Genomic DNA, 25,313 nt, shown 5'->3' on the forward strand with positions numbered 1-25,313 from the left:
TCACAATGCAATTTTCTCGGCTGCCAGAGGCCGCTTTAAATCAAATGATTGACGGTGCCAGAATACTGGAGGCCGATAGCTACGGGCCGAAAGTCTACCTGTTGCAGGATGGGAATATTCTTAAACTATTCCGCCGCAAACGGTTTTTTTCATCCGCACTGTGGCGCCCCTACTCGAAACGCTTCATTGACAACGCCGTCGGACTGCAAAGGCTGGGTGTCCCAACCCTTCAGGTTCTGCAGCTATACAAACTGCAAGCTCCCGGCATGACCGCTGTGCTCTACCGGCCATTGCCGGGAGAGACGTTGCGCCAGATTTCCAGCAAGGAAGGCTTTTCGTGGCCGCAGGCATTGCCAGACCTGGCCGGCCTGATCCGCAATCTCCATGAATCGGGGATCTATTTCCGCTCACTGCACCTGGGCAACATTGTGGTCACGCCCGACAACCGCATGGGCCTGATCGATGTAGCAGACATGCGTTTTTTGCGGGCGCCGCTGCCCCAATATCTGATCAAGCGCAACCTGCAACATTTCGCTCGCTATATTGAACGCGAGAAGCTGAACGAAACCTTTCCAATGCAAGCACTGGAACAGGCCGTAATTTCCTCATGAAAGCAGGTCGTGGGCGGCCTGACTGAAATCGAGCCAGGACTGGTCAGGCGCCAGCGCCTGATATTGCTCGGCGGCGACTGTTTCGGCCGATGCGCTGAACGCCCTCAGGATCGCGTCACGCCAGGCGTCCACATCCTGAACGGGGGCATACCAGCCGGTATCGGCCAACTGTTCGCGAAACACCTCCAGCTCACTGGATAAAACCGGAACGCCCGCCATGACAGCTTCCTGCATGATCAGCCCCAGGCCTTCATTCAGCGATGGCATGGCAACCCAATCGAATGCCCGGTAGAGCTGAGCCGCATCATCCAGATGCCCCGGCAGCAAGACCTTGCCACGCAATTGCAGCTCGTCGATCCGCGCCTCCAGCACGGAGCGCCCCGTACCCTCACCAAGAATCACCAACTGCAGATCAGGTCGCTGAAGCAATGCCTCGGCGAAAGCGTCAAGCAGGCATCCAAACCCCTTGCCCGCGACCAGTCGCCCGACAGCCCCCAATACCGGCTTGTCCAGAGCAAGACCCAATCGCGCACGCGCCTGTTCCCGAGGGAGAAGGTCGGCACGAAACGCCAGAGGATCGAAAGCGCTGCGCAGCGTCATGACCTGAATCTGCAAGTCCTGACACAACGACGCCGCGAGGGTGTTAGAGACAGCAACCAGCGTCAGTTGCGAGGCCGGAATTCGGTTAAAGAGCGCGCGATCCTCGGGATGAAGCCGCGTCGAACCATGAAAGACCACCACCGCACGAACGTCGGGCATGGTTTCGAGTACGGGCAGTAATGTACGCGCTACGCCAAGGCCATCGAGAAGTACTACGCGTGCGCCACTGTTTTTGACGGCTTTCTGAAATCTGGAGCGCATCCAGGGTCTAGTTAGCCGCCAGAAATGCCGCCCCTTCAACCGGGCGGAGGACAGCCCCCACTCCGTCACTTCACCAACACTCAGCCCACCTTCGCAGGCGCGGCCTTGAAGCAACCAGGTTTGAACCGGCTCCGACGACGCGGCCTGAGACAAGATCTGTTGATGCACCTTATGAGTTGAGGCAAACGGAGCACCCCCGGCCCACATGACGTTGAGAATACTCATAGGGAACGAAGCCAATACCTGGGTTTCTGGAAAAAAGCTGCGGTGCATTTAATTGATGAACCAGCCAATGCAGACTCCCAACAGCAAAGACAATACGAACTTTATCTGTTCGCGACGACTGCGGCGCGCCTTGCGCTGACGCTCGACAGCCGTTTGCACATGCAGACCGAAACCCGTGTGCATGACGGCGTCCGCTTCCAGCGTCATGGCCGTCAGGTTCAAGTCTGCGTAGCGAATGGACAGCGCCTTCTCCCCACTGAATCCGGCAAAAGGTGCGCACAAGCGATATTCCTTCATCCGGCGCAAACCCGGATTCAGAGAAAAGCCCTGCCACTCGGGCTTGTCGGACACCAACGGGTAACACGCTACCGTGCCGACGATCTCCCGCGCCTCCAGCCGAATGTAAGGACTGTGCACCCGCAAGTCATGATTATAGCTACGCAGCCAGACCTGCAGAATTTCCGGACGCAGGTCGAGAATGGCTCTGGAGTCTTCCACAAATCCCGGGCGATAGAATTCCCAGTCGTCTTCGCAATGGAAGACATAGGATGTGGTGACATGTGCGTAAGCCAGATCGATAGATGCCAGCTGACCCAGCTTCGGTCGATTGATGAATACGGTGCAATGCTCCTTCCAATGAGCAGGAATCACAGCGTGCACACCTTCATCCCCCGCATCCTCCGTGATGAACACTTCACGGATGGGAGCAGTGTTGAACCGGTCGAAGCTCTCAAGCGTTATCTTGAGCAGATCCATTCGACCGCAGCTGGTGACCACCAGGGTGATGTCACTTTCTTGAGTAAATTGCACCGGATTCTCAATAAGGTAAAAGTCGCCAGCAATATCGATTGCCGGCTGGTGCTTGTCAAATGCCCAGCTTCAGGCGCACTTTTTCCAGAAGGCTCAGCGGCGCACGAGCCCGCAGCTCTGGCTTGAGCTCTTCGACGATACGTTGGCCAATTCGTGCAAAACTGAACTGACTGACAGCGAGCTCGCGACCGTTGCGCGCAATCCGCGGCGCCAGTTCCGGATCACTGCGCAACAACGCCAGCTTCTCCTGAAGCTGTGCAATGTCCTTGTAGAACACCACGTTGTGCATGTCCTTCAACCCCAGGGCCTGACTTTCCTCTGCCCCCTGATCAAACGCCAGCAATACACAGCCGCAGGCCATCGCTTCGAAATTCTTGATCATGAATTCGCCCATGCCTACGTCGGCACTGACGAAAAAGCGGATCCGGTTGAGCGTGTCGCGGTATTCCTCTCCCGATTTCGTGCGAGTGACCACCAGAGGTTCGACGCGCCCCAGCTCGTCGAGCAAGGCTTTACGACCACTGTAGGCAACACTGTTGGTGCTGCCCACGAAAGCCAGCTCGATATCCCGCTCGCGCCCCTGATCTTCAAGTTGTGACTGGTCGTAACCCTTGGGCACGAACACCGCGTCGAAGCCCTCCTGACGAAGGCGCTCAGTGACCACAAAGCCGGAGCTGATCACTCGCGCCCACGGCAAGCGACGGTAATGCGCGCTGAACTTGCCGGTGTACTTGCACGGAATGTAATTCTGGTAGGCATCGTGCTCCAGAATCACCAGATGGGGGATCGTGCGGATAAATCCGACCTGACGAATTTCCTGCTTGAAGCGAAGGAAAAACACGATGCGGTCATATTGCGTAACGTCGACTTCGCGTCGGAAATAGCGACGCAGGTTGCGCTGTTCATCGCTGCTCAGCCATCGCAGATCGCACTCGCAATGCGCCGCAACACCTTCGTACAAGCGATCCAGAATGGCCCGCTGATCTTTCTGCACCAGAAATAAAACTTTCATCGTCTTCCTTGCCGCGACAGGCAAACAGAGCAACGCCTGAAAGTCGTTCCGCTCGAAAGCGGGCGGACTTCAGGCCCGTACCATCTATAAACGCCAGAACAGTTCATGGCGTCGTACAGCCTTGCGGAAAAATTCGTTTTCGCCGTAGGGCGAGCCACCACGTCCCGCAAGCAAACGCTGCAGCGCGCGTCGCAGGCGACGCTTGAACGGAGCCGGCGGTTGCAGGTCGTGCATCATGCCCAGGGCCATGGCCTTGTCACGCTGCTGCGAGAGCGTCAACGGCACGCACAATGGCTGCATGAGTTGCGACGAGTCGAAGGTCGGCGGCAGGGCGATACCTTGCCCGCTGTCGCCCATCGGCCAGCGATCGTTGTCGTGCAGGTGGTTGGCGTAGCCGAGCAAGGTCGGTTGCCAGTCAAGATCGCGCAAGGCTTCCAGCACGGCTTCCTGGGCGCAGATGTGATCGGGATGCGGATCCAGCGTCGGGTGCGGCAACACGATCACATCCGGGCGCGCGCGGGACAGCACGTCGCGCAGATCGGCCAGCAGATTGTTCCAGGTCGGCGCGCCATCGGCATCGCCGGGCAAGGCAAACGGATTCAACTGACGGAACATCCGCGTGTCGCTCAGATCGGCCTCGCGCGAGCCAATGGGTTGATTCGGCGCAGCCTGCATCGCCGCCAGTTGCAGGCAGAAATAACCGAGCTGCACGCACTGTTCCTGTGGCACGCCGGCCCAGCGCGGCACGGCGAGGCTGTCCCAGGCACGCAAGCGACCCTTGAGCCGTGCCGCCTCGACCTTGTTCAGGCCCATCTGTTGATAGTGTTCGGCTTCAATCTCGCCGGCGGTCAGGGTCACGATCCAGGCTTCACTGGCCTGGCTGTACAGACCGTAGGCGGCCAGTTCGGCATCGTCGGCGTGAGGGGCGATGACCATCACCCGCTGCTGGCGGTAGTCCGGTTGTTCCAGCGCCCACAGCACCGGCTCGCCGTACACCCGGCAAAAGCGTCCGCGCAAACGCAACAGCCCTTGCGACAGGGCCTGCGCCTGACCGCTGAGATTCAGATAACGCAGGCCGTTGACGCCACGTTCGAACGTCTGCACGTCGGGATGGGTGCCACCGACCAACTCGACCCGAGGATCGAAGAAGCGCCCCAGCCAGCTACTTTTGATCTTCACCGCAAGGATCAGCGTGGCGTCGTCCACCAGCATCACGCCCTCGTCGAGACGCAATTGCTCGCCGCTCAAATGCACTTTTGGTTGCGGGGTGAACGGTGGAAAGCTGTATTGGTAATCGTCTTTCGGCGAGTAGAACAAGTGATCGGCGAACCACGCTTCGTGAGCGATCCAGCCGACCAGCGCCAGCACCAGCGGCAACCACCAGGCCACCAGCACGCCGAGGACGATCAATACGATCAGTGCGATCAACAGGCCGATACGCTTATTGCGCCGGTGACGCTTGAGCAGTTGCTGTTTGCGGCTCATGGGCTGACTCATACGGTGAAGACCGGCACAGGATTGCACCAGCGATCCTTGTATTCACGGTCGGCGCGACCGAAGGAAAAGCGCAGCGGCTTGTTCAGGGCCCGCGCGTGCTCCCAGGCAGATTGCGTATTGAGGAAGCTCAGGACGCTGCCGGGGCTGAACTCACGGGTTTCAGGGTCGACGCCGCCGTTGATGTACTCGACGCTGATCCACTCCGGCGCTTCGACGCGATACACCAGTTGAATGGCGATCGGCGCGTCGTTGAGGAAGATCACCGAGCCGATCAACAGCTCGCGCAGCAACTCGATGACGTCGGCCATGCGTGCCGCACCAGTGGCCGGAAACCCCCAGCGGCGCTGGAACAGATCGCAATAAATGGCTGCCAGTTCGGCACTGGAAAAATCGCTGACCGGCCGCACCACCCCACCCGCCTCTTCCAGCAGGCGCAGTTCACGGCGCTGGTTGTAGCGAAACTTCTTCGACAGTTCTTCGGGGGTACGGGCCATGGCCAGTTGTTCGGTCTGCAACTTGAGGCCGCTGAAGCGGTTTTCGTTGAGCGCCGACAGGTAGCGTCCGCGATGGCGCAGCGGGGCCTGGGCATCGACGGCGGCCGGCAGGATCAGCTCGGCGTTGCCGAGGTCGAACAGGCCTTTCTTTCCGTTACGCTTGAGCACGTCCTTGGACAAAGCCAGATCGCGGCCCCAGGTCGGGATCGCCGCTTTGACTTCGCCCTGCTGTTCCCAGGCCAAATAGCGCACCGGGATGCCTGCCAGATTCGCCAGACGCTCGACCACCATCGGATGGGTCGCGACGCTGCCGCCAAATCGCTGCCAGGCCTGTGCATAAGTTGAGGCGTCAACGGGCGACCAGCCACGTTCGCGCCAGCCTTGAAATCGGTTGAGCATCAGCCCCTCGGTGCCAGATCGGTAACTTGCGGCAAATGCCAGAAGGTGTCGCGTACGGCGCGATCGGAAAAGCGTTCGCGCAGGCGATCGAGCATCATCTCGGCGCATTGACGACGCTGTTGCTCGTCCATGCCGGCCAGATGTTTCAGGCCCTGGGCCAGATGTTCGGCGTCGCCCAGCGGGAACAGAATGCCCACGCCTTCAACCACTTCCTTCGCCCCGCCGCACGCCGTGGCCAGCAACGGCACGCCGGCGGCCATGGCCTCCAGCAGCACCATGCCGAACGGTTCATGGTCGGAGCTCAAGGCAAACACATCGAATGCGCGGAAGTAATTGCGCGCGTCCGGCACCTGACCGAGAAACAGCACGCGATCACCGACACCCAGTTCACGGGCCTGCGCCTTGAGTTCATCCTCAAGCCGCCCCTTGCCGAGAATCACCAGTTGGCTGTTGGCCGGCAGTCCGGGCAGTGCCGCGGCAAAACCGTGCAGCAGCGTGGCCTGATCCTTGTCCGGGTGCAGACGACCGACGTTGCCGACAATGAACGCATCCGCCGACAGACCGAGAGTCTCGCGGGCCTCAGCAGCCGGCACCTGACTCATCTGCAACGCCGAGACATCGATGCGGTTGTAGAGGGTCTGGATGCGTACCGCCGGCCACTTCGGCAGGCAGCGACGCATGTCGTCGCGCACCGCATCGGACACGCCGAGCAGGCTCAGGCGCTTGCGGAAAATGTGCGCGAAGAGTTTGCGCGAACCGCGCTTGTAATCGCCAAACGCGTGGTGCACGCCAATCACCGGCAGCGAGGTGCCGAGCAAGGCGATGTAGATCGGCTTGAATCGATGGGCGATGCAGAAACTGAAATTGCGTGAAGCGGCGATCTTGCGCAGATCGCCGATGGCACCCAGCTTCAGGCCACGAATGGCCCTGGAGCTGTATTCCATGAACAACACTTCATCGGAGGCGCAGGCCGCGGCCACCTCGCTATCGGCAGCCCCGGTCAGAAAGACCGTGGTGACCCGATAACCGGTGCCCGCGAACAGGCTGGCGTACTGCCGCGCGCAGTCGAGGAACGGCCCGTCATAGCCGTGACAGAACTGCAGCACATGGCGTTCAGCCGAGCGTGTCATAAGCGTTTGCGCCTTCTTTGACCACCAGGATGTCTTCCATGATCAGGTACTGCAGATCCGAGCCGAAGAACATGTTCAGGGCGTCGGTCGGCGAGCAGATCATCGGTTCACCACGGCGGTTGAGCGAGGTGTTCAGGGACACGCCGTTGCCGGTCAGCACTTCCAGCGCCTTCATCATGTCGTAGTAGCGCGGGTTGTATTCGCGCTTGAGCACCTGGGCCCGGGACGTACCGTCTTCGTGGACGACTTCCGGCACGCGGGTCTTCCACTCTTCAGCCACTTCGAAGGTGAAGGTCATGAACGGCGCCGGGTGATCGATCTTGATCATCTGTGGCGCAACGGTGTCGAGCATCGACGGGCAGAAAGGCCTCCAGCGCTCGCGGAACTTGATCTGGTGGTTGATGCGGTCAGCCACGCCAGCCACGCTCGGGCAGCCGATGATCGAACGACCACCCAGTGCACGCGGACCGAACTCCATGCGGCCCTGGAACCAGGCCACCGGGTTGCCATCGACCATGATCTTGGCGATCTGCTCCGGCATGTTGTCGAGCTTGCGCCAGGTCGGTTTGTTCTCGTGACGGGCGCACGCGGCAATCACGTCTTCGTTGCTGTAAGACGGGCCGAGGTAGACGTGTTCCATCTTCTCGACCGGCACGCCACGGGCATTGGACACGTAGGCCGCTGCGCCGACTGCGGTGCCGGCATCGCCGGAGGCAGGCTGTACGAACAGTTCCTTGACGTCGTCGCGGGCGATGATTTTCTGGTTGAGCTTGACGTTCAACGCACAGCCGCCGGCGTAGGCCAGCTTGCCGGTTTCCTTGAGCACGTCGCCCAGGTAGTAGTCGATCATCTGCAGCGCGATTTTTTCGAACAGCGCCTGAATGCTGGCGGCGTAGTGGATGTACGGCTCGTCGGCGATGTCGCCTTCGCGCTTCGGACCCAGCCACTCGATCAGCTTCGGCGAGAAGTAGTAACCCTTGCCCTTCTCTTTATAGCGACGCAGGCCGATGACGTTGGCGTAGTCGGTGTTGATCACCAGCTCGCCGTTCTCGAACGAAGCCAGGCGCGAGAAATCGTATTTGCTGGCGTCGCCGTACGGCGCCATGCCCATGACCTTGAACTCGCCGTCCAGCATGTCGAAACCGAGGAACTCGGTGATCGCACCGTACAGGCCGCCGAGGGAATCCGGATCGAAGAATTCCTTGATCTTGTGGATCTTGCCGTTTTCGCCGTAACCGAAGAAGGTCGTGGCGTACTCGCCTTTGCCGTCGATGCCGAGGATCGCGGTTTTCTCTTTGAAACCCGAGCAGTGGTAGGCACTGGAAGCGTGGGCCAGGTGGTGTTCAACCGGCTCGATCTTGATTTTCTTCGGATCGAAGCCCAGTTGCTCCAGGCACCAGACGATCTTGTTGCGATAGCGCTTGTAGCGACGGTTGCCCATCAGGATCGCGTCGAGTGCGCGGTCCGGGGCGTACCAGTAACGCTTGGCGTACTGCCAGCGAGCCTTGCCGAAAATGCTGATCGGGGCGAACGGAATCGCGACCACGTCAACGTCGGACGGCTTGATACCTGCCTGCTCCAGGCAGAACTTCGCCGATTCGTAGGGCATGCGGTTCTTTGCATGTTTATCGCGTACGAAGCGCTCTTCCTCAGCCGCCGCGACCAGCTTGCCGTCGATGTACAAGGCTGCTGAAGGATCATGGCTAAGGGCGCCGGACAGGCCAAGAATCGTCAATGCCACAGGGGTCTAGCCTCTTTAGTCTGCATTCAGGCGCGATGCGCCTTGAAAAATGATGTGCCCTCGCACCGGGCGAGAGACAGCTAAAGGGCGGGATTATAGCTTAAAAGCGCCGACAAACCTCTAGCGGAACTGGCCGGCCGGTGCGTTGACACTCGAGTGGCATCGACATAGACTCCAGCACAAATGGACTGGGAGATCCCGGTCGGCGCTAATGCCTCGGTGAGATCATCGGGGCTTTTCGCTTTCTGGGGATGGGAAAATCTTCAAACCCCAACTCTCGAAACCCTCTCCAACTTTGCTCCGCCCCCCGCTGCAATAGAACTTGCGTTTGAGCACGTCAAAAGCACGATTTCCCTGACCCGCCCTCAACACGCTCATACCAATGGGCCTCGCAACAAGATCGGCTAGCTGCAGGCCGGTGGAATTCACCTGTTTGGTTGCAAAAACGATGTCAAACGGCAGTTGAATACCCCATCGATTCGCCCCACCACACATCCTGCGAAACTCCAACTCAAGCTCGTTATCCTCTCGCTTTCCTCGGCGCTCGAAAATCACGTGCGTCAGTGCCCCTTGTTGATTCTTCTCCTGCAAAAACTCATAGAGCGTTTCCAGACAAAAGCCAAGAGCGAGGTGATAAGGATTGTGTCCCGTGCCTTGTTTTTCACGAAGAGAAGCCTTGTCTACGACGCAACTGATCAGAACGAAGTTGCTGGCTTCAATGATGCAAGTCAGCTCCTCAAGAAAAGCATTCTTGTGTTCTCTGGACATGAAGAGGCCAGAAAACGCTCCTTTTTCTTTACGAATTTCGAGCTCATGCAGACCGATCAGATCGTGTCCCATATGGGCAAACTTGAATTTCTGTAAAGCAGGAATGACTTTCTCGCAGTAATGCCTCTTATGAAAGACACAAAACGCGAGCACGAAGACTGGATAGTTGGGATCCAGTGTCTGCATCCCATGATCACCGCTCTCATCGACATAAACGATGACATCGCTGTATTCACTGGTTGGGGGCAAGGTAATTACCCCCGGCTTGATCGCCAATAAACACTGATATTCCCGTCCACCGCCTGGCGATAGATCGTATACGGCAGAAAAGCCGTATCGAACACACCGGACAGGGTCAGGTCGAGCAGGACGACCGGCACCAGAATGCCGGTAGGATCAGGCGGCGCGTGCAGCAGGCAGAAATCATGGGCGAGCCCGCTGTAGATGCGCGGAATCGACTGACAGTAGGTCTTCTGTTTACGCAGGCCGCGCGTGGCGTCTTCATCGTCCTGCAGCACCGTAACGGCGGTGCCGCAGCCGGACAGTGCCAGGGAAAATGCGCCGATCGTGATAGCGTTTTTGATGCTCAAGATTTGCCCTCCGGGAACGTCGGGGCAAACTAGCATCGGGGTTTTGCGAGGGGCAGTTCATGGATTCCGGGAAGGCCGTAGGACAAGTCACAAGGATTTGTCGCCACATGCCTCACCCGGATCCAACTGCAGAAATGTCTTACGCGCTGGCGAAAACAATCACGCAGTGCCCGCTACATCTTTGGGCAACCGCTGATCAATCACCTGATACAGCGCGCTGCTCTCAGGCCAGTTGCGCATGAACCGCGCACGATCCCGGGCATAGGCCGGGGCGAAGCTGCCCAGCGAGCCGTGCTGACACATCGAATCCAGATCTATCAGCGCCCAGCGATCTTCCTGCCAGAACAGGTTATGCCCCTTGAAGTCGCCATGACTGATGCGTTCGGCGATCAACCGTGCAAACAGCTGATCCAGCGCCTGCAACTCGGCTTCCGGCGCCTCGCCGCTTTCAACGTACGGCGCAAAGCGCTCGATGATGTCCGGCCCGGCCAGATGTTCGGTGATCAGATAGGCCTTGCTGCGCAGCCAGAGAAAACGGGTTTCCAGCACTGCCAGCGGTTTTGGTGTGGCGATGCCAAGGAACGCCAGACGATTGCCTTCACGCCAGGAATGCCAGGCGCGGCTTGGACGCCAGAAGCGCTTGAACCAATGGGCAAAATTCTTGATGTTGTAACGCTTGATCACCAGAGGACGCCCGGCGACCTCGACCTTGCCGACACTGGCCGCGCCGCCGGTCTTGTACAGATGGCCCTGATCGAGCAAGGCATCGGCCTGCTCCAGCACCGGCAGCATGGCGGGCTCTTCCTCTCGGCGAATCGACCGCAGACCGAACGCGCCGCGCTTGACGCTGAACAGCGTGCACTCACGACCAACCTTGATCAGGTAATCCTTCAAGCGCCAGGCGCGGACCTTGTCGATCTGCTTTTGCAGGGCTTCCAGCGGCAGCGCGTGCTCGCTGTTGCTCAGCAGGTAATACACCAGCAATTCTTCGGTGAACGGCTCGAGCGACTTGGGCAACTGGGCGAAGAACACCCCGAGGTTTTCCAGCACTTTCTGGCGGGACAACGGTTGGCCGGCGTTTTCGGCGCAGATACCCGCGCCATCGATCAGATACAACTGACCGCCGTGGCGCAGCAGGTTGTCCAGGTGCAGGTCTTCCTGCCACAGGCCTTTGCCGTGCAACTGACCGATGGCACCAAGCGCTTCGGCCAGCACCGCCGACTGTTCGTCGGCCAGCACCGGCAAGGATTCGACCTTGTTCCAGGCATCGCCCAGGCTTTCGGCGCCTTCGAGGAGCTCGAACAGCAGCCAGCCACCCTCGCCGTCCTTCAGGCCGTCGGCCAGCAACAACGGTGTAGTCATGCCCTGGGCGGCGAGCAGTTTCACACCTTCCAGTTCACGCTGAAAATGCCGCGCAGCCTTATTGCCGACCAGCAATTTGGCCAGCACCGGACGCCCGCGCCACACACCGGCACCTACGTAACGCTGCCCCGGCAACACCCGCAGCAGACTGAGCAACTGCAAATCGGCAACGCCCGCCGCATCCGCGAGCGAAACCGTCAACGGCAGACTCGGCGTGCGCCCGGCATTTTTCAAGTCGGACAACTGCATCAGCGGGTCTCCTTGCGACTGCGCCGCGCGGTCAGCCGCATGATCCAGCTGTCGACCAGCGAACTGTCCATCGATTGATCGAGATACGCCGCCAGCAGCTCACGCAATTGCGCGTCGCTCCACTCCGGCGCACGGCGCAGCAGCGGTTCCAGATCCTTGACCCGGTCACGCATGCCGAACAGCAACGGGCGGGTCTTCTCCAGATCGATCAACTGCGCCTGATAGCCATCGCTCTCGGCGCGCAGGAAAATGTGTTTTGGATAAAAGCAGCCGTGCACCTGACGCATACCGTGCAGATGACGCGCCAACAGGCCGCAAGCCTTGAGAATCGCCGACTGCTGCGCGGCATCGAGTTCCGACCAGCGCTGCAACAGCGAATCGAGATCGTCCCAGCCCTCCAGCGCGCGGGTCAGCAGGATCGCACGGACTTCGCCGTTGACCTTGCGCTCACCGAAGAACGCCGCCTGCAACGCCGGGATGCCGAGCTTGTTGTAACGACTGATATTGCGAAACTCCCGCGCGAAGGTCGGCTCGCCGAATGGCGCATGCAAGGTGCGGGTCAAGTAATTGCACTGGCGCTTGAGGTAATAGCCATGCCCTTCCAGCTCCAGACGAAACACGCTGCTCCAGCCGCCGCCATCGGTGTTGGGCTCATCCACGGCGTCGAGTTGCTTGGACCACAGCGCATCGAACGTACCGAGACCGTGGCGCTCCAGCAGCGCACGGTCTTCAGCGGCCAGAAAATCAGTCATTCGCGTCCCTCGAAAAATCTCACCACGTGGCGAATCCGTTGCTTGTCGGCGGCATTCAACCGATCACGCCGGCGATATTGCAGGTAGAAGCGCAGGCGCTGGGTGTTCGACAGGTGATACTTGGCCACCTTGTCGAGACAGGCCAGATCCTTGGTGATCCGGTACTTGAGCCAGAAACCGCGCCAGAAATCGCCGTTCGGGCAGTCGATCAGAAACAGCTGCGCCTGATCGTCGATCAGCAGGTTGCGCCACTTCAGATCGTTATGGGTGAAGCGGTGGTCGTGCATGACACGCGTGTAACCGGCCAGTTGCCGGCTGACGCCGTCGACCCAGGCACGATCCTTGAGCTTGGGATCGTTACGCTCGGCCAGCGCCGACAAGTCTTCGGTACGTGGCAGTTCACGGGTGATCATTGCCCCGCGATCATAAGCCATGCCGCTGCGCTCCAGGCCCCATGCCACCACTTCGGCGGTGGGAATGCCCCATTTGGCGAAGCGTTTGAGGTTCTGCCATTCCATCTTCACCCGGGGCTTGCCCAGATAACGTCGCAAGCCCTTGCCAGCGCCGGTGTAGCGCTTGACGTAATAGTTGACGCCGTTGAGCTGCACGCGAATGACTTCGGACAATGGATCGCGAGTCAGGCGCTCGCCCTGAAGGGCAAATACCGCTTCGAGGCTACCGAAATGCTGCGCAAGTTCACTGTACTCAGGCTCCAGATTCCAACCCGCCATCAGAGCGCATCCCCGTAACGTTGCTTGCGCGCGTAGAGCTTGTTGGCCTTGCCTTCGAGCCAGCTCAGCAACGGCGCTTCTTCAGCCAGGATCTGGCGCAGCGGTTGCTGGAAGTAACCTTTGAGGAAGCGCAGCTTGTCGCGACGGGTCAGGCCGATATCCAGTGCGGAAAAGTACAGCGCCGCCAGATCCTTGTTGCGCCAGCGCTGGGTGATCTCCGGACGGGTCTGGGCGCGGTGCAGGTCGATCACCGAGAGTTTGAAATCTTCGGGAATCACCGGTTTGTCGGTGTGCAGCAGAAAGTGACAGATGTAGCAGTCACGGTGGTTGACCCCGGCGCGGTGCATCATGCCGGTCATGCGCGCGACCTCGGCGATCAGCGCCCGCTTGAGTTTCGGCTGCGGCGGTTGCTTGACCCAGTCGATGCTGAAGTCTTCGAGACTGATGGTCGGCGCCAGCTCTTCGGTGACGATGAACGAATGCTGATCCGCCGGGTTGCTGCCCTTCTCGCCGTACGCGACGGCGGTCATGGTCGGCACGCCGACTTCCTGCAAGCGCTGGATAGCCTTCCATTCCTGGCCCGCGCCGAGCACCGGCAACTTGGCGGTCAGCAGGTTCTTGAAGATCTCGCCCCAACCGATGCCCCGGTGGATCTTGACGAAAAAGCCGTTGCCGTCGACTTCCGTGCGCAACGTCCGGCGGGCTTCCAGCTCGCGGTACACCTCGCCCTGCAAGCCTTCGACTTCCACGAACGCATCGCGGCCAGCCCACAGGCTCTTGAACGGTTCAGCCAGCATCAACTTCATTTAAGCGTGCTCCGCCAGAATCACATCGGCCGCGTGCTGCGGCATGCTGTAGAGGTCGGCCGTCTCGGCGAAGGCCAGACCGTTGCGGCTCCAGGCCGCCCGTGCAGCGTCGTCGTTCAACATGTCAGTCAGGTATTGCGTCAGTTGCGCCTGATCGAACGGTTCGTCCAGCACTCGCCCGGCGTCGGCCTCGGCGATGTAATGGGCATAACCGCAGACCGCGCTGACCAGCACAGGCAACCCGGCGACCAGCGCTTCAAGCAGCACCGTACCGGTGTTTTCGTTGTACGCCGGGTGGATCAACAGATCGGCGCCGAGCAGGAAACGCGGGATATCACTGCGCCCCTTGAGGAACGTCACGTTGTCGCCCAGGCCCAGCGTCGCACTCTGCATCTGGAACAATTTGGGGTCATCCTGGCCGATTACAAACAGCCGGGTGCGTTTCTTCAGCTCGGCAGGCAAGGCGGCCAGTGCTTTCAGGCTGCGATCGACGCCCTTGGTCTTGAACCCGGAGCCGATCTGCACCAGCAGCAGTTCGTCGTCCTTCAGATTGAATTCGGCGCGGAAACCGGCGCGAATCTGGTCGGCATCCGCAGGACGGCGACGGTCCTGGGCGATGCCCGGCGGCAGCAGGTGGAAGCGTTCCAGCGGCGTGTCGTAATGCTTGATGAACAGCGGCTGCTGCACTTCGGAAATCATCAGCACTTCGGTCTTCGCGTCTTTGGCGAACACTGCGCGCTCGTACTCGGCGAAGTGGCGGTAACGGCCCCAGCGGCGATACAGCGAATTGCGCAGGTTCTGCGCCTTGTCTTCGAAGCAGCCGTCGGCGGCGTAGTAGACGTCCAGCCCCGGCATCTTGTTGAAGCCGATCAGTCGATCCACCGGACGCTTGGCCAGGTCCGCCTCCATCCACGCGCTGAGCTTTTCGTTGCGGCGGTGATTGAAGAACGCCTTGACCGGCGCCACCAACACTTCGAAACCGGGCGGCACGTCACCTTCCCAGATCAGGGTATAGACGCGGATCTGGTGGCCGCGCTTCTGGCATTCGAGGGCGATGCGCATGAAGTCGCGCTGCAAACCGCCGAAGGGGAAATATTTGTACAGGACAAAAGCCAATTGCATCAGCGCAGCTCCTCAGCCATCAACAACGTGCTCAGTCGGCTGGCAACACGCTCGGGATTCAGACGCGTGAAGCACAGGGGCCACTCGCGTTTCAGGTCAAACTGACGGGCATCCTGCGCGGTCGGTTGATACGTACATTTCTTTTGCAGGCACGGCGCGCACGGGAAATCGCTGCCGAGGTGAATCTGCAGCTTGCCGTAGGCGCCGGTCAGGCCCGGATTGGTCGGGCCGAACAGGGAAATCGTCGGCACATCCAGCGCCGCGGCCAGATGGCCGAGACCGGTGTCCACCGCAACGCAGGCCTGGGCGCCGGCCAGCACTTTGCCGACCCCGGCCAGGTTCAGCTTCGGCAGCACTTCGGCATGTTTGAAGCCGGCAGCGATGCGCTCGGCCCGGGCCTTCTCCAGCGGGTTGCCCCACGGCAGCTTGATCCCGACACCGAGGTAGCCGACCCGCTCGGTCAGCTCACGCCAATAGCTTTCCGGCCAGTGTTTGGTGTCCCAAGTGGTGCCATGGAGGAACACCACGTAGGCATTCTTGCGTGGCAGTTCGACCAGACGCTCGACGTTCAGGCCGTAATCGCCCAGGCCTTTGGGCAAGTCGTAACCCAAAGCAATCGCGAACAACTGGCGCACGCGCTCGACGGCATGCTGCCCACGGGCTACCGCCAGTTTTCGGTCATAAAAGCGCGCGGCGATCGGCTCGCGGGCCGAGCCCTTGTCGAGACCGGCCACCGGGGCTTTGACGTAGCGGGTGAGCCAGGCGCTTTTCAGCAGGCCCTGAGCGTCGATCACCAGGTCATATTTGTTCGCCCGAACAGATTGCTTGAAGCGCTTCCATTCGCCGCTGGTGATGGTTTTCCAGATGTTTTTGCGCCAGCGGCGGATCGCCACCGGAATCACTTTGCCTACGGCCGGGTGCCAGGTCGGAATCTCGGCGAAACCTTCTTCCACCACCCAGTCGAACTTGATCCCGGGAATCGCCCGGGCGGCGTCGGTCAGCGCCGGCAACGCGTGAATCACGTCGCCCAGCGATGAAGTCTTGATCAGCAATACCCGCAAGTTAATGAACCTCGACCACAGAGCCCTGCAAACGCTGCAAGGCATCGTTGACCGCGTCCGGCATCAGCTGGCGCAGGCAGTTGTAATGGCCAAAACGGCAGGTGCGGTCGAAGCAAGGGCTGCAATCGAGGCCCAGACGGACGATTTCCACGTGCTCGGCCAGCGGCGGGGTGAAACCCGGCGAGGTCGAACCGTAGACCGCCACCAACGGGCGATTCAGCGCAGCGGCCACGTGCATCAGGCCGGAATCGTTGGAGACGACCGAGTCGGCGCAGGACATCAGGTCGATGGCCTCGGCCAGCGAAGTGCCGCCGCTGAGGTTCACGGATTCTTCGCGCAGGCCCGGAATCAAGCGCGCGCGAATGTCTTCGCCCACGGCGTGATCGTTTTTCGAACCGAACAGCCAGACCTGCCAGCCTTCACGGATGCGCGCCTCGGCGACCTTGGCGTAATGCTCGGACGGCCAGCGTTTGGCCTCACCGAATTCGGCGCCGGGGCACAGCACCAGCACCGGGCGATCGAGGGTCAGACCGAATTTGGCCAACGCCGCCTCGCGAGTCACCGGATCGATCTGCAGGCTCGGGCGCGGATAAGGTTTCGGCAGTTCGGCGTTCGGCTCGTAAGCCAGCGCCATGAAACGCTCGATCATCAGCGGATAACGTTCTTTATCCAGCGTGCGCACGTCATTGAGCAGGCCATAGCGGAATTCGCCACGCCAGCCGGTGCGTTTCGGGATGCCGGCGAAGAACGGCACCAGCGCCGACTTCAGCGAGTTCGGCAGCAGGATCGCCTGGTCGTACTGGCCGGCCAGGGATTTGCCGATCCGCCGACGGGTCGCCAGCTCCAGCGCGCCGTGGCCGAGCGGGAAGCTCAAGGCCTTGCGCACTTCGGGCATGCGTTCGAGGATCGGCCGGCTCCACTCGGGGGCCAGCACGTCGATTTCGCACTGCGGGTGGCGCTGCTTGAGACACTGAAACAGTGTCTGCGCCATCACCATGTCACCGACCCAACTGGGCCCAACGATCAGAATATTCATGTGGTTTCCATAAACGAACCGGGGAGGCTTTACGCCTCCCCGTCTCGAGAATCAGCTTAGCCCCAGCTCACGCCAGATCCGCATCACCTGCCGCCGTTCGTCCGCGAACTGATCGCCCGGTATCACCCCGGCGTCCTTCTGCAAGGCCTGCCGGTGGGCGGCGGAACGATAGGCCTTGTAGGCCTCGCGCAACAGGCTGGCGTCTTCGGCAGGCATCAGCCCTTCGTGCTCCAGCTCTTCCAGAATGCGGATATTGTCCGTCCAGCGCAGCAACGGCGGGTGGGTTTGCGACCACGCCAGAGCCGCGTATTGCACCATAAATTCAATATCGACGATACCTCCGGCGTCCTGCTTGAGGTCGAACGGCGCCGTGGCCTCGAAGGCATTCGCCCCGGTGCCGGCGGCGGTACTCTTGCTGCCGAGGTTGTCGCGCATCTTGGCGCGCATCTCGCTCACTTCCTGTTGCAGCTTCGCCAGATCCCGCACTTTGCCCAGCACTTGGGCCCGAACATTCTCGAAGGCCTGGCCGACATCCTTGCTGCCCACCAGCACCCGCGCCCGCACCAGCGCCTGATGTTCCCAGGTCCAGGCTTCGTTTTCCTGATAGCGCGCAAACGCGCCGAGCGAACTGACCAACAGCCCGGATGCTCCGGAAGGACGCAGGCGCATGTCCACTTCGTACAGCTGACCGGAGTTGGTCTGCGCCGTCAGCAAGTGAATGATCCGCTGGCCGAGCCGGGTGAAGAACTGCGTGCCATCGATGGGTTTCGGGCCATCGGTTTCGGCCTGCTGGTCGCCATCGTGGATGAACACCAGGTCGAGATCCGAACCATGCCCCAACTCGATCCCGCCGACTTTCCCGTAACCGACAATGATGAAGCCGGGATCGCACAGCGTGCCATCGGTGCGCAGCGGCGTGCCGTACTTGGCCACGGTCTGACGCCAGGCCAGGGCCAGCACTTGCTCAAGAATCGCTTCGGCCAGCCAGGTCAGGTAATCGCTGACTTTCATCAATGGCAGGCTGCCGGCGATTTCCGAGGCGGCGACGCGCAAGCGGTGCGCCAGTTTGAAATGACGCAGCGCTTCCATCTGTTGTTCGAGGTCGTCTTCCGGGATCCGCGTCAGGCGCTCGCGCAATTCGGCGGCCAGTTCCGGCGCCAGCGGCGGCTTGAACAGCCGGCCTTCGTTGAGCAGCTCATCGAGCAGCAGCGGAAAACGGGTGATCTGCTCGGCGATCCACGGACTTGCGGCGCACAACGTCAGCAAGCGACGCAGTGCGCCGGGGTTTTCGGTCAGCAGCACCAGATAAGCCGAACGCCGGGCCACCGCTTCGACCAGCGGCAGCACCCGCTCCAGCACCAGATCGGGATTTTCATGCTCCACCGCCTGGGCGAGCAGGCGCGGAATAAAGGCATCGAGACGTTCGCGACCCAGACGCTGCATCGCCCGTAACTGCGGACTGGCACGCAGACTCGCCAATGCCTTCAAGGCCTTGGTCGCGTCAGCGAAACCGCCCTCCTCCAACTGACGACAGGCCGCCTCTTCGTCCTGAGCCTCTTCCCACAGCGGCAGCCATTCACCGCCGACCACCACTTCGCTCTCGACGCCTTCGTCCTCATCGGGATCGGCGATCACTTGCGCGAAGTGCCAGGCCACGCGGCCGCGCCAGAACATCAGCTTCTCGTGGAACGCCTCCCAGTCGGCGAACCCGAGCATGAACGCGATACGCGCCTGATCCTGAGCGCTGTCCGGCAGCATCTGGGTCTGGCGGTCGGCAATCGCCTGAATCGCGTGTTCGGTGTAACGCAGGAACTCGTAACCTTCGCGCAGTTCGCTGATCACCGCCGGCGGCAGATAGCCCTGCCCTTCGAGCGTGCTCAACACCTTTAATAGAGGGCGCTGTTGCAGACTCAGGTCGCGACCACCGTGAATCAGTTGAAAGGCCTGGGCGATGAACTCGACTTCGCGGATACCGCCGGAGCCGAGCTTGATGTTGTCGGCCATGCCCTTGCGCCGCACTTCCTGCTGGATCAGCTGCTTCATGGTGCGCAGTGCTTCGATCGCAGAAAAGTCCAGATAGCGCCGGTAAACGAACGGCCGCAGCATTTCCTGCAATTGCTCGCCCGCCACCTGATCGCCGGCCACCACCCGCGACTTGATCATCGCGTAGCGTTCCCAGTCGCGGCCCTGATCCTGGTAATACTGCTCCAGCGCATTGAAGCTCAGCACCAGCGCGCCGGACGAGCCGTACGGGCGCAGGCGCATGTCGACGCGGAACACGAAACCGTCGACGGTGATCGGATCGAGGGCCTTGATCAGGCGCTGGCCGAGGCGGATGAAGAATTCCTGGTTATCCAGCGGGCGCTTCACGCCGATGGTTTCGCCGCCCTCGGGGTAGGCGAAGATCAGGTCGATGTCCGAGGACAGGTTCAGCTCGACCGCGCCGAGCTTGCCCATGCCGAGAATGACCATCTGCTGTGGTTCGCCGCTGCGCCGGCCGGTCGGCGTGCCGAACTGCTCGCAATGGCGTCGGTACAACCATTGATAGGCCTGATCGATGCTGGCGTCGGCCATGTCCGAAAGATCGCGGCAGGTCTGCACCAGATCGGCCTGGCGGTTGAGGTCGCGCCAGATGATCCGCACCTGATGCCGGGTGCGCTGACGACGCAGGGCCCGGCCCAGTTCATCTTCGGTCTGGGCGAGGCTGACGGCGGCGGCGATCTGCGCGCACAACTCACCTTTGGCGAACGGCCGGTCCAGTTCGCCGGACTGCACCAGCGACAACAACATCAAAGGGTCACGAACGCTCTGTTCAATGACGAAATCGCTGGCGGCGCTGACGCGGGCGAACTGCGCCCAGCGTTCCGGCGTCCAGGACGAGAAGCCGTGATCGTCTTCCAGTTGCGCGACGGCCGCACGGAACGACTGCTCCGATCGGCTGACCAACGGCAGGAGAATGGCGGGCAGTTCGGCAAGCGCGGGCAGGGTCATGGTCTATCCTTGATCGGCGTGTAAATGGCCGCTTGTAGTGATGATTGAAAAACCGCTACGCGAAGGACTGTCGAACAAAAGTGAGAAATAGCTGAAATTTCTTTTTCTTTGGCAGCCAGCATCAAACTTTCACCTTTTTCGGATGGCTAAAGACCAACCTTAACGATTATTCTCACAACGCAGTCGGAGGCCACAAGCCTTTCATCTGTAGTTTTACTACTCGTCTATACATTCGAAAGGCTGAAATGCCGGATGATTTGTAGTAAAACTACACGCCGCCGGAACAACCTGTCGGCAATCCAAGAATTTTAAATCGTCTGCCCACAAGGCCAGTCGCAAACTCAGGCAACCGATTCTGGAAGCCTTTCCGCCCTGGAGCAAGCCATGCAAGACCTCGATCCCGTCGAAACCCAGGAATGGCTGGACGCCCTGGAATCGGTTCTCGACAAAGAAGGCGAAGACCGTGCTCACTATCTGATGACCCGTATGGGTGAACTGGCGACCCGCAGCGGTTCGCAGCTCCCTTACGCCATCACCACGCCTTACCGCAACACGATCCCCGTTACCCACGAAGCACGCATGCCTGGCGACCTGTTCATGGAACGCCGCATTCGCTCGCTGGTACGCTGGAACGCGATGGCCATGGTAATGCGTACAAACCTGAAAGATTCTGACCTGGGTGGTCACATCTCCAGCTTCGCTTCCAGTGCGACCCTGTACGACATCGGCTTCAACTACTTCTTCCAGGCCCCGACCGACGAACACGGCGGCGACCTGATCTACTTCCAGGGCCACACCTCGCCAGGCGTTTACGCCCGTGCATTCATGGAAGGCCGCATCACCGAAGACCAGATGAACAACTTCCGTCAGGAAGTCGACGGTCAGGGCCTGTCGTCCTATCCGCACCCTTGGCTGATGCCTGACTTCTGGCAGTTCCCGACTGTATCGATGGGTCTGGGTCCGATCCAGGCGATCTACCAGGCTCGCTTCATGAAGTACCTGGAACACCGCGGTTTCATCCAGCCGGGCAAACAGAAAGTCTGGTGCTTCCTGGGCGACGGCGAGTGCGACGAGCCGGAATCCCTGGGCGCCATCTCCCTGGCCGGCCGCGAGAAGCTGGACAACCTGATCTTCGTCATCAACTGCAACCTGCAGCGCCTCGACGGCCCGGTTCGCGGCAACGGCAAGATCATCCAGGAACTCGAAGGCGTGTTCCGCGGTGCTCAGTGGAACGTGACCAAAGTCATCTGGGGCCGTTTCTGGGACCCACTGCTGGCCAAAGACGTCGACGGCATCCTGCAACGTCGCATGGACGAAGTCATCGACGGCGAGTACCAGAACTACAAAGCCAAAGACGGCGCGTTCGTGCGTGAACACTTCTTCAACACGCCAGAACTCAAGGCGATGGTTGCTGATCTGTCCGACGACGAGATCTGGAAACTCAACCGTGGCGGCCACGACCCGTACAAGGTCTACGCGGCGTACCACGAAGCGGTCAACCACAAAGAACAACCGACCGTCATCCTGGCCAAGACCATCAAGGGTTACGGTACCGGTGCGGGCGAAGCGAAGAACACTGCGCACAACACCAAGAAAGTCGACGTCGACAGCCTGAAGCTGTTCCGCGACCGCTTCGACATCCCGGTGAAAGACGAAGAGCTGGAAAACCTGCCGTTCTTCAAGCCTGAGCCAAACAGCGCCGAAGCCCGTTACCTGGCCGAGCGTCGCTCTGCACTGGGCGGTTTCGTTCCTCAGCGTCGCGCACAAAGCTTCAGCGTACCGACTCCGGACCTGGACACCCTCAAGGCGATCCTCGACGGTTCCGGCGACCGTGAAATTTCCACCACCATGGCGTTCGTGCGAATCCTCGCGCAACTGGTCAAGGACAAGGAAATCGGCCCGCGCATCGTTCCGATCATCCCGGACGAAGCCCGTACCTTCGGTATGGAAGGCATGTTCCGTCAGCTGGGCATCTACTCGTCCGTCGGCCAGCTCTACGAGCCAGTCGATAAAGACCAGGTGATGTTCTACAAGGAAGACCAGAAAGGTCAGATCCTTGAAGAAGGCATCAACGAAGCAGGCGCCATGAGCTCCTTCATCGCTGCCGGTACTTCGTACTCCAGCCACAACCAGCCAATGCTGCCGTTCTACATCTTCTACTCGATGTTCGGCTTCCAGCGTATCGGCGATCTGGCCTGGGCCGCTGGCGACAGCCGCACCCGTGGCTTCCTGATCGGCGGCACCGCCGGCCGTACCACCCTGAACGGTGAAGGCCTGCAGCACGAAGACGGTCACAGCCACCTGCTGGCTGCCACCATCCCGAACTGCCGCACCTACGATCCGACCTACGGCTACGAGCTGGCGGTGATCATTCAGGACGGCATGAAGAAGATGACCGAAGAGCAACAGGACATCTTCTATTACATCACCGTGATGAACGAGTCCTACCAGCAGCCAGCCATGCCGGCCGGTGCCGAAGAAGGCATCAAGAAAGGCATGTACCTGCTGGAAGAAGACACCCGCGATGCGGCGCACCACGTACAGCTGATGGGCTCCGGTACCATCCTGCGTGAAGTCCGTGAAGCGGCGAAGATCCTGCGTGAAGAGTTCAACATCGGCGCCGATGTATGGAGCGTCACCAGCTTCAACGAACTGCGTCGCGACGGCCTGGCCGTAGAGCGCAGCAACCGTCTGAAACCTGGCCAGAAGCCTCAGCGCAGCTACGTCGAAGAATGCCTGAGCGGCCGCAAGGGTCCGGTCATCGCGTCTACCGACTACATGAAACTGTTCGCCGAGCAGATCCGTCAGTGGGTACCGTCCAAGGAATTCAAAGTCCTGGGCACCGACGGTTTCGGCCGCAGCGACAGCCGCAAGAAACTGCGTCATTTCTTCGAAGTCGACCGTCATTTCGTGGTGTTGGCAGCCCTGGAAGCACTGGCTGACCGTGGTGATATCGAACCTAAAGTCGTGGCCGAGGCCATTACCAAGTTCGGCATCGACCCGGAAAAACGCAACCCACTGGACTGCTGAGGAGAAACTCTGTGAGCGAACTCATTCGCGTACCTGACATCGGCAGCGGTGAAGGTGAAGTAATCGAACTGTTTGTGAAGGTCGGCGACCGTATCGAAGCCGACCAGAGCATCCTGACTCTGGAATCGGACAAGGCCAGCATGGAAGTGCCAGCCCCGAAGGCCGGCGTCATCAAGAGCCTGAAAGTGAAACTGGGCGATCGCCTGAAAGAAGGCGACGAACTGCTGGAACTGGAAGTCGAGGGCGCCGCGCAAGCGGCCCCTGCTCCGGCTGCTGCTCCTGCCGCCAAGGCTGAAGCTGCACCGGCTGCCGCTCCTGCTGCTGCCGCGCCAGCCGCTGCACCTGCTGCTGCTTCGGTTCAGCAAGTGCACGTGCCGGACATCGGTTCGTCGGGCAAGGCCCAAATCATCGAGATCCAGGTCAAGGTCGGCGACACTGTCGAGGCTGATCAGTCGCTGATCACCCTGGAATCCGACAAGGCGAGCATGGAAATCCCGTCGCCTGCCGCTGGCGTGGTCAAGGCCATCAGCGTCAAGTTGAACGACGAAGTCGGCACTGGCGACCTGATCCTGGATCTGGAAGTGGCGGGTGCTGCGGCCCCTGCTGCGGCCGCTCCGGCCCAGGCTGCTGCTCCGGCCGCTGCCGCTGCACCAGCACCGGCCGCCGCGCCAGCTGCACCGGTTGCCGACAGCGTTCAGGACATCCACGTTCCGGACATCGGCTCGGCCGGCAAGGCCAAGATCATCGAAGTGTTGGTCAAGGCTGGCGACAGCGTTGAAGCCGACCAGTCGCTGATCACCCTGGAATCCGACAAGGCGAGCATGGAAATCCCGTCGCCTGCCGCTGGCGTGGTGGAAAGCGTTTCCATCAAGCTGGACGACGAAGTCGGCACCGGCGACCTGATCCTCAAGCTGAAAGTCAAAGGCGCCGCTCCGGCTGCTGCCCCGGCTCCAGCTGCCGCGGCTGCACCGAGCGCTCCGGCGCCGGCCGCTGCTGCTCCGGCTGCCGCTGCACCTGCTGCTGCCGCTCCGGTTGCGGCTCCAGCCAAGCCTGGTGCGAAAGTTCACGCCGGCCCTGCCGTGCGTCAGCTGGCTCGCGAGTTCGGCGTCGAGCTGAGCGCTGTCGGCGCCAGCGGTCCGCACGGTCGCATCCTGAAAGAAGACGTGCAGACTTACGTCAAAGCCATGATGCAGAAGGCCAAGGAAGCACCGGCCGCTGCTGCTGGCGCAACCGGTGGCGCGGGCATCCCGCCGATTCCGGTCGTCGACTTCAGCCGTTTCGGCGAAATCGAAGAAGTGCCGATGACCCGTCTGATGCAGGTCGGCGCCGCCAACCTGCACCGCAGCTGGCTGAACGTGCCGCACGTAACGCAATTCGACTCGGCGGATATCACCGAGCTGGAAGCGTTCCGCACCGCACAGAAAGCTGTCGCAGAGAAGGCCGGCGTCAAGCTGACCATCCTGCCGCTGCTGCTCAAGTCCTGCGCGCACCTGCTCAAGGAACTGCCGGACTTCAACAGCTCGCTGGCACCAAGCGGCAAGGCGATCATCCGCAAGAAATACGTGAACATCGGCTTCGCCGTCGACACCCCGGATGGCCTGCTGGTACCGGTCATCAAGAACGTCGACCAGAAGAGCCTGCTGCAACTGGCCGCCGAGGCCGCTTCCCTGGCTGAAAAAGCCCGGACCAAGAAGCTCTCGTCGGACGAGATGCAAGGCGCCTGCTTCACCATTTCCAGCCTCGGCCACATTGGCGGCACCGGCTTCACGCCGATCGTCAACGCGCCGGAAGTGGCGATCCTCGGTGTTTCCAAGGCAACCATCCAGCCAGTCTGGGACGGCAAAGCCTTCCAGCCGAAACTGATGCTGCCACTGTCGCTGTCCTACGATCACCGTGTGATCAACGGCGCCGCTGCTGCACGCTTCACCAAGCGTCTGAGCGACCTGCTGGCGGACATCCGCACCATTCTGCTGTAAAGCGCTCGGCCCTCCGGCAACGGAGGGCCGACCGTGTTCCACGTTTTCGAGCGCCACAC

At 60.7% G+C, this 25,313-nt stretch carries 20 protein-coding genes; 3 read left to right on the top strand and 17 right to left on the bottom strand.

Annotation, left to right across the window (positions count from 1 at the left end):
• Nucleotides 1-5 precede the first annotated feature (5 nt).
• Nucleotides 6-611 (top strand): BUD32 family EKC/KEOPS complex subunit, encoded by a 606-nt coding sequence (locus AC1Q9F_RS13745; RefSeq protein ID WP_207984833.1) that lies wholly within the window; start codon nt 6-8, stop codon nt 609-611.
• Here the strand turns inward: AC1Q9F_RS13745 and AC1Q9F_RS13750 are convergent.
• The 17 genes from AC1Q9F_RS13750 to glnE all read right to left on the bottom strand — a co-directional run bounded on the left by AC1Q9F_RS13750 (nt 606) and on the right by glnE (nt 20,248).
• Nucleotides 606-1,697 carry a glycosyltransferase gene (locus AC1Q9F_RS13750; RefSeq protein ID WP_492620200.1) on the bottom strand — a complete coding sequence of 364 codons (1,092 nt, stop codon included), beginning with the start codon at nt 1,695-1,697 and terminating at the stop codon, nt 606-608. The genes AC1Q9F_RS13745 and AC1Q9F_RS13750 overlap by 6 nt on opposite strands.
• 48 nt (nt 1,698-1,745) lie before the next feature.
• Nucleotides 1,746-2,507 (bottom strand): glycosyltransferase family 2 protein, encoded by a 762-nt coding sequence (locus tag AC1Q9F_RS13755; protein ID WP_207984832.1) that lies wholly within the window; start codon nt 2,505-2,507, stop codon nt 1,746-1,748.
• Nucleotides 2,508-2,562: 55 nt separating this feature from the next.
• On the bottom strand, nt 2,563-3,519 hold the full coding sequence (locus tag AC1Q9F_RS13760; protein WP_492620104.1) for a glycosyltransferase family protein: 957 nt from the start codon (nt 3,517-3,519) through the stop codon (nt 2,563-2,565).
• A gap of 84 nt (nt 3,520-3,603) precedes the next feature.
• Nucleotides 3,604-5,004: a PIG-L family deacetylase gene (locus AC1Q9F_RS13765; RefSeq protein WP_492620103.1), complete on the bottom strand. Its 1,401-nt coding sequence runs from the start codon at nt 5,002-5,004 to the stop codon at nt 3,604-3,606.
• Between the two features lie 8 nt (nt 5,005-5,012).
• Nucleotides 5,013-5,909, bottom strand: coding sequence for an antimicrobial resistance protein Mig-14 (locus AC1Q9F_RS13770; protein ID WP_492620102.1), 897 nt, complete (start codon nt 5,907-5,909; stop codon nt 5,013-5,015).
• Entirely contained in the window at nt 5,909-7,039 is a 1,131-nt protein-coding gene (locus AC1Q9F_RS13775; RefSeq protein WP_492620101.1) for a glycosyltransferase, read from the bottom strand. Before AC1Q9F_RS13775 ends, AC1Q9F_RS13770 begins: the two co-directional genes overlap by 1 nt.
• Entirely contained in the window at nt 7,023-8,780 is a 1,758-nt protein-coding gene (locus AC1Q9F_RS13780; protein ID WP_007952261.1) for a carbamoyltransferase family protein, read from the bottom strand. The genes AC1Q9F_RS13775 and AC1Q9F_RS13780 overlap by 17 nt, the downstream gene beginning before the upstream one ends.
• A gap of 225 nt (nt 8,781-9,005) precedes the next feature.
• Nucleotides 9,006-9,824, bottom strand: a complete 819-nt coding sequence (locus AC1Q9F_RS13785) for a DUF3800 domain-containing protein (RefSeq protein ID WP_492620100.1) — start codon at nt 9,822-9,824, stop codon at nt 9,006-9,008.
• Nucleotides 9,803-10,138 (bottom strand): YceK/YidQ family lipoprotein, encoded by a 336-nt coding sequence (locus AC1Q9F_RS13790; RefSeq protein ID WP_492620099.1) that lies wholly within the window; start codon nt 10,136-10,138, stop codon nt 9,803-9,805. The genes AC1Q9F_RS13785 and AC1Q9F_RS13790 overlap by 22 nt, the downstream gene beginning before the upstream one ends.
• 159 nt (nt 10,139-10,297) lie before the next feature.
• The gene (locus AC1Q9F_RS13795) at nt 10,298-11,749 is read right to left on the bottom strand and encodes a lipopolysaccharide kinase InaA family protein (protein ID WP_492620098.1); all 1,452 of its coding nucleotides are present in this window, start codon (nt 11,747-11,749) and stop codon (nt 10,298-10,300) included.
• Entirely contained in the window at nt 11,749-12,501 is a 753-nt protein-coding gene (locus tag AC1Q9F_RS13800) for a lipopolysaccharide kinase InaA family protein (RefSeq protein WP_492620097.1), read from the bottom strand. The genes AC1Q9F_RS13795 and AC1Q9F_RS13800 overlap by 1 nt, the downstream gene beginning before the upstream one ends.
• Nucleotides 12,498-13,232 carry a lipopolysaccharide kinase InaA family protein gene (locus AC1Q9F_RS13805; RefSeq protein ID WP_492620096.1) on the bottom strand — a complete coding sequence of 245 codons (735 nt, stop codon included), beginning with the start codon at nt 13,230-13,232 and terminating at the stop codon, nt 12,498-12,500. Before AC1Q9F_RS13805 ends, AC1Q9F_RS13800 begins: the two co-directional genes overlap by 4 nt.
• A complete protein-coding gene (gene rfaP / locus AC1Q9F_RS13810; RefSeq protein ID WP_492620095.1) occupies nt 13,232-14,038 on the bottom strand; it encodes a lipopolysaccharide core heptose(I) kinase RfaP in 807 nt (268 codons plus the stop codon). Before rfaP ends, AC1Q9F_RS13805 begins: the two co-directional genes overlap by 1 nt.
• Entirely contained in the window at nt 14,039-15,160 is a 1,122-nt protein-coding gene (locus AC1Q9F_RS13815; protein WP_085685321.1) for a glycosyltransferase family 4 protein, read from the bottom strand.
• Nucleotides 15,160-16,221: a lipopolysaccharide heptosyltransferase I gene (gene waaC, locus AC1Q9F_RS13820; protein WP_492620094.1), complete on the bottom strand. Its 1,062-nt coding sequence runs from the start codon at nt 16,219-16,221 to the stop codon at nt 15,160-15,162. The genes AC1Q9F_RS13815 and waaC overlap by 1 nt, the downstream gene beginning before the upstream one ends.
• A 1-nt stretch (nt 16,222) precedes the next feature.
• A complete protein-coding gene (waaF, locus tag AC1Q9F_RS13825; protein ID WP_039766536.1) occupies nt 16,223-17,257 on the bottom strand; it encodes a lipopolysaccharide heptosyltransferase II in 1,035 nt (344 codons plus the stop codon).
• 51 nt (nt 17,258-17,308) lie between these two features.
• On the bottom strand, nt 17,309-20,248 hold the full coding sequence (gene glnE, locus AC1Q9F_RS13830; protein ID WP_207984822.1) for a bifunctional [glutamate--ammonia ligase]-adenylyl-L-tyrosine phosphorylase/[glutamate--ammonia-ligase] adenylyltransferase: 2,940 nt from the start codon (nt 20,246-20,248) through the stop codon (nt 17,309-17,311).
• A 384-nt stretch (nt 20,249-20,632) separates the two neighbouring features.
• Between glnE and aceE the strand changes: the two genes are divergently transcribed.
• Both aceE and aceF read left to right on the top strand, forming a co-directional pair.
• A complete protein-coding gene (gene aceE / locus AC1Q9F_RS13835; RefSeq protein ID WP_007952295.1) occupies nt 20,633-23,278 on the top strand; it encodes a pyruvate dehydrogenase (acetyl-transferring), homodimeric type in 2,646 nt (881 codons plus the stop codon).
• An 11-nt stretch (nt 23,279-23,289) separates the two neighbouring features.
• Entirely contained in the window at nt 23,290-25,254 is a 1,965-nt protein-coding gene (gene aceF, locus AC1Q9F_RS13840) for a dihydrolipoyllysine-residue acetyltransferase (protein WP_207984821.1), read from the top strand.
• The last annotated feature ends 59 nt before the right edge of the window (nt 25,255-25,313 follow it).

The organism is Pseudomonas sp. GW823-FHT04A03, from assembly GCF_058796615.1.

Excerpts from the sequence above, each read along its gene's own strand:
- AC1Q9F_RS13795 (WP_492620098.1), bottom strand. The coding sequence starts at position 11,749 with ATGCAGTTGTCCGACTTGAAAAATGCCGGGCGCACGCCGAGTCTGCCG.
- AC1Q9F_RS13750 (WP_492620200.1), bottom strand. The coding sequence starts at position 1,697 with ATGAGTATTCTCAACGTCATGTGGGCCGGGGGTGCTCCGTTTGCCTCA.
- aceE (WP_007952295.1), top strand. The coding sequence starts at position 20,633 with ATGCAAGACCTCGATCCCGTCGAAACCCAGGAATGGCTGGACGCCCTG.
- AC1Q9F_RS13775 (WP_492620101.1), bottom strand. The coding sequence starts at position 7,039 with ATGACACGCTCGGCTGAACGCCATGTGCTGCAGTTCTGTCACGGCTAT.
- glnE (WP_207984822.1), bottom strand. The coding sequence starts at position 20,248 with ATGACCCTGCCCGCGCTTGCCGAACTGCCCGCCATTCTCCTGCCGTTG.
- AC1Q9F_RS13765 (WP_492620103.1), bottom strand. The coding sequence starts at position 5,004 with ATGAGCCGCAAACAGCAACTGCTCAAGCGTCACCGGCGCAATAAGCGT.
- AC1Q9F_RS13815 (WP_085685321.1), bottom strand. The coding sequence starts at position 15,160 with ATGCAATTGGCTTTTGTCCTGTACAAATATTTCCCCTTCGGCGGTTTG.
- waaF (WP_039766536.1), bottom strand. The coding sequence starts at position 17,257 with ATGAATATTCTGATCGTTGGGCCCAGTTGGGTCGGTGACATGGTGATG.
- rfaP (WP_492620095.1), bottom strand. The coding sequence starts at position 14,038 with ATGAAGTTGATGCTGGCTGAACCGTTCAAGAGCCTGTGGGCTGGCCGC.
- AC1Q9F_RS13805 (WP_492620096.1), bottom strand. The coding sequence starts at position 13,232 with ATGGCGGGTTGGAATCTGGAGCCTGAGTACAGTGAACTTGCGCAGCAT.
- AC1Q9F_RS13800 (WP_492620097.1), bottom strand. The coding sequence starts at position 12,501 with ATGACTGATTTTCTGGCCGCTGAAGACCGTGCGCTGCTGGAGCGCCAC.
- AC1Q9F_RS13745 (WP_207984833.1), top strand. The coding sequence starts at position 6 with ATGCAATTTTCTCGGCTGCCAGAGGCCGCTTTAAATCAAATGATTGAC.
- AC1Q9F_RS13770 (WP_492620102.1), bottom strand. The coding sequence starts at position 5,909 with ATGCTCAACCGATTTCAAGGCTGGCGCGAACGTGGCTGGTCGCCCGTT.
- AC1Q9F_RS13760 (WP_492620104.1), bottom strand. The coding sequence starts at position 3,519 with ATGAAAGTTTTATTTCTGGTGCAGAAAGATCAGCGGGCCATTCTGGAT.